The sequence below is a fragment of the Chamaesiphon sp. OTE_8_metabat_110 genome (assembly GCF_031382685.1).
GTDB lineage: Bacteria > Cyanobacteriota > Cyanobacteriia > Cyanobacteriales > Chamaesiphonaceae > Chamaesiphon.
This window is the reverse complement of record NZ_JANMZA010000513.1, coordinates 1-3,157: the sequence shown is the minus strand read 5'-3', so window position 1 is coordinate 3,157 and position 3,157 is coordinate 1. Positions and strand designations below refer to the sequence as shown.

2 protein-coding genes and 1 pseudogene are annotated in these 3,157 nt (G+C 44.6%); 1 reads left to right on the top strand and 2 read right to left on the bottom strand.

The window, feature by feature from the left end:
- Positions 1-171: 171 nt before the first annotated feature.
- Entirely contained in the window at positions 172-1,671 is a 1,500-nt protein-coding gene (locus tag RMO52_RS18630) for a serine/threonine-protein kinase (protein ID WP_310417236.1), read from the top strand.
- Here RMO52_RS18630 and RMO52_RS18625 read toward each other — a convergent pair.
- Positions 1,663-2,802 (bottom strand): ATP-grasp domain-containing protein, encoded by a 1,140-nt coding sequence (locus RMO52_RS18625; RefSeq protein WP_309739869.1) that lies wholly within the window; start codon positions 2,800-2,802, stop codon positions 1,663-1,665. The two genes, RMO52_RS18630 and RMO52_RS18625, sit on opposite strands and share 9 nt — an antisense overlap.
- 127 nt (positions 2,803-2,929) lie before the next feature.
- Positions 2,930-3,157 (bottom strand): annotated as a pseudogene (locus RMO52_RS18620) (nuclease); the annotation flags it as partial.

The window sequence follows — 3,157 nt, the reverse complement described above, 5'->3', positions numbered from 1 at the left end:
AGTTTAACCCGATTAATTTGGGCACCTAGTCTGTTTAGCATGACCTATCTGAGGTCTGGAATTAGTACCCCCGATCGCTTTCGTTTTAATGTTCAATTTTTATCTTCAGTCTGGTAATAATATTAATGTGTTGGCAATCTCCTTATTGACTGACATGGAGGCGTCGATCGCGTGAGAGATGAATACTATGGTCGCTTACTAGTTCAACGCTATCAATTACTTGAGATCGCGGGGAAAGGTTCGATGGGGCAAGTGTATCAAGCCAAAGATACACTTTTGGGGGGCGTAATTGTTGCCGTCAAATTTTTGTCGCGCTCCAAAATCAACCAGCGGGTGCGAGACAGGTTTATGCGCGAAGCCACTATCAGTGCGCTATTGGGCGAAAAGAGCATCCACATCGTCAAGGTGCGCGATTATGGTGTCGATGATGAGGAAATGCCATTTTATGTGATGGAATTTCTAAAGGGCGAAAGTCTCAAGGAGGCGATGCAAAATAAACCTATGCCACTACCGAAGTTTTTTAGCTTCATGCGGCAAATTTGTCTGGGGTTACAGTGCGCCCATGATGGAATTGAGATCGACGGGAATGTCACTCAAGTCGTCCATCGGGATATCAAGCCGAGCAATATTATTATTATCAAAGATGCCACGCTCGGGGAATTAGTCAAAGTATTGGACTTTGGGATTGCGTTGCTCAAATCCGATGATTCGCCGACTGGCTTTATGGGTACGCCAGCATACTGTTCTCCCGAACAGATGGATGGCAAAACCTTGGACAATCGGGCAGACATCTACAGTTTGGGCATCATGATGTTTCAGATGCTCACAGGGGAACTCCCCCTCAAGCCCAAAGCCAGTTCCTTTGAAGGATGGTTTCAGTCGCATCACTACCAAAAACCCAAATCATTTAGCGAAGTCAAAGCCAGACTAGATTTACCGCCAGCATTGATGGATATTGTCAATCAGTGCATGGCTAAAACTGCCGCACAACGTCCCAGCAGTGTCACGGAAGTACTCAATATCCTGACTCAGATCGAGCAAGTACCCGATCGATCTGCTAGTCTATCCAATAGCTTCGTTTCTAACGAAGTTCGCCCATCTGCCCAAGTCACCCCTGTCGAAGCGATCTGCCTGCAAAGTGTATGGCCAAAAGATAAGCCCAGAGCCGAAATTGTCTTTCCTCAGCTCATCGATCATCAAAATACGCAATTGGCAACGATGTGGATCATGCTCTCGCGCAGTGACATCGAGAAATATCGCAACAATAAGCCACATTCGCAGTTTTTATTCGTGGGTTCGCCCCATCCGATGCTACTGTGGCTGACAACGCTCTACCAAACCGAGCAACAACATCGGATGTTGCCCTGCTATCTCGATCTCAAAAAACCGATCGGCGAAAAAACACTGCAAATTCTCACCCAAACTGGTGCCTATCGCTTGATCTTATTTGCCCTTGAGGGCGACGAACGCTGCGTCTGTACGATCGAGGGGCGGGTGCCACTGCGCAAAATCCAACTGCTCAAAGAATGGTCGTTAGAAAGCCAAAATAGCCCTGCTACGCACGGTCAAATTAAGGAAAGCAAGCGATCGCTCAAAGAGGAATTAGAATCACTCAAGCCCAAATTAGTTGCTAGTCTTCAGCGGCAAATATCTAAGAAAAACTTAAATTAATTCAAAAAAATCATCAAATTCAGTCTGCAATAATCTAGCTAAATTTTGGCTGGTTTCTTGGAGAATATAGATACTAAACACTAACTGAGTTTGGTAGTCAAAATCTCGTTCGAGGATAATTTTGGTGAATTGCTGTTTGAGTTTTTTGCGATTTGGTCGATAATCACTACGATCGATCTTGGCACCATTATAAGCAAACAGAAATGCGAATAAGCTGGTTTGGTTGTCCTGCCAGATTTGCTGCCAATCAGGTTCGAGATCTTCAGCAAAATGGGCATAAGGATCGACACCCAAGGCGTGAAAAACTAGATTTCCTAGTCCCATGCCCCCATACCGCAATGGATTAAGTTCGATCGGCATCAAGCGATTCTCCTTCAGAGAGGCTCCGCCAACGTCATCGAGCTTAAATTCACCATGAATCGGTAAATTTGTGACACCGAGAATCTGATTGAGTTCGGTGAAAAAATGCTTGGCTTTGGTATATATCCGATCGCATACTGCTTGCGAAGAATAGTAAATAACGTGTAAATATGCGGGATTTAGCGGTAGGGGATGATGGTAAATATTCACAATACAAGCCGCTCCACCAGAGTCATAGAACATATCGACAGCATATTCTTCACCCTCAATATAGCTCTCGACCAGAAAATCTGTAGTCGAGAGGACGCTCGGAGAAAACAGTGCGGTATTTTTGGTGAGTTCGGTTTGCAGTGTGGTGGCTAATTCGGTCAAATCGGTATCGCGATCGATAATTTTGACCGCAGTACCAAATACACCTTTGACTGGCTTAATTACCGATTTTTGCGCGATTTGCAGGTCTGGAATTTGATGAGCTTGGATACATTGATATTGGAAATTTGGATAGATAGTAGCGAGGATTTGTCTGAAGGCATACTTGTTTTTCAAGAGTGCGATCGCTTTGACCCGCACCGGATCGTCGATCCTGGAGATGGTACGATCGAGAGCAGCTTCTGAGGCAATACAAACTTTATCATCTTTGCTAAACCGCAAGTCAGTTTGCATCAGACGATCGCTATCGATAATTTCCATCTGGGCGGTAGCTGGTAAAGATTCTAAAGTACCTGCTTCAGCATTACTAACAATTAAATATACTTTTTGACACTTAACCATTAATTATCGTTTTTAGTAGTTCTTAAACTCACACCTTTCCCTGGGGCATCAAGACTGATGAAATATTCTCAAAACTTACTCCTAAGTATTAACACTATCCACTATCCACTATCCACTATCCAACAGCTTAAGCGACACTACCGCGCTTTCTGGTCTCCTTATAGGATGTACCCACATTTTTGATGCCAGTCTTAATTAGTTCGCGTTCGAGCAGGGCAAAAAAGCTCGATCGATCTGCACCTCTGACAACGGCTTGATTGTGCGCCTCAGCGAGGGCGACGGGGTAGCCATAACCCTTATTAACTTGAGCGATAATCAAACTCAACGCCATACTCGATAACGCCTCATCTTGAGC